Annotated in this window: 1 pseudogene; it reads left to right on the forward strand. The window is 78.2% G+C overall.

The window, feature by feature from the left end:
* Positions 1-25 precede the first annotated feature (25 nt).
* Positions 26-1,125 (forward strand): annotated as a pseudogene (locus tag VR44_RS39925) (type I polyketide synthase); the annotation flags it as partial.

The raw sequence follows: 1,125 nt of genomic DNA on the forward strand, positions 1-1,125 counted from the left end.
CTCCCACGCCTTCCACTCACCCCTCATGGACCCGATGCTCGACGACTTCCGCAAGCTCGTCGAAGCCGTCCCCTTCGCCGCACCGGCCCTCCCCGTGGTCTCCACCGTGACGGGCCGCCGCCTCGCGGCCTCCGAACTCGCCGACCCCGAGTACTGGGTGGGCCAGGCGCGCGCCGCGGTCCGCTTCGCGGACGCCGTGCGGTACCTGGCGGACGCCGGAGCCTCGCTGTTCGTCGAGATCGGCCCCGGGGGCGTACTGACCGGCCTGGCCCAGCCCCTGCTGGACGCCGACTCCGCGCACGCCGTCCCCCTGCTGCGCACGCGGACCGACGAGGACCTGGCCGCGGCCTCCGCGCTGGCCCGGCTCCACGTCCACGGAGTCCCGCTCGACCCGGCCGCCCTGTCCGGCGGCCGCGCCGGCCGCCCGGCCCTGCACGACCTGCCCACCTACGCCTTCCAGCGGCGCCGCCACTGGCTGGAGTCCACGGCCTTCTCCGGCCGGCCCGCCGCCGACGCCGCCCGGGCCGCCGATCCGGCCGAGGCCGGGTTCTGGGACTCCGTGGAACGCGCCGACCTCGCGGCCTTCGCCCAGCGCCTCGGCCTCGCGGACGACGCACCCCTCAGCTCGGTCCTGCCCGCGCTCTCCCTCTGGCGCCGCAGCCACCAGGAGCGGTCCGCACTCGACGGCCGGCGCTACCGCATCGCCTGGCAGCCCGCCCCCGCCGCATCCGCCCCCGCCACTGCCCTCGGCGGCGGCTGGCTGGCCCTCGTCCCTGCCGGCCGCCCCGCCGGGGACCCGTGGACGGCCGACGCCCTGAAGGCCCTGGAGGAGCACGGCGCGACGGTACGACCGCTGGAGGTCGAACCCGGCACCGGCCGTGAGGCACTCGCCGAGCTGCTGCGCACCGCCGCCCACGGCCACGCCGTCGACGGCGTCCTGTCCCTGCTGGCGGTGGACGAGCAGCCGCACCGGACCCACCCCGCCCTGGCGGAAGGCCTCGCCGCCACCCTCGCCCTGATCCAGGCCCTCGGCGACGCGGGCATCGACGCCCCCCTGTGGTGCGCCACCCGGGGCGCCGTCTCCACCGGCGCCTCCGACCCGCTGCGCAGCCCCCGGCAGGCAGC

This window comes from Streptomyces katrae, from assembly GCF_000966975.1.
GTDB lineage: Bacteria > Actinomycetota > Actinomycetes > Streptomycetales > Streptomycetaceae > Streptomyces > Streptomyces katrae.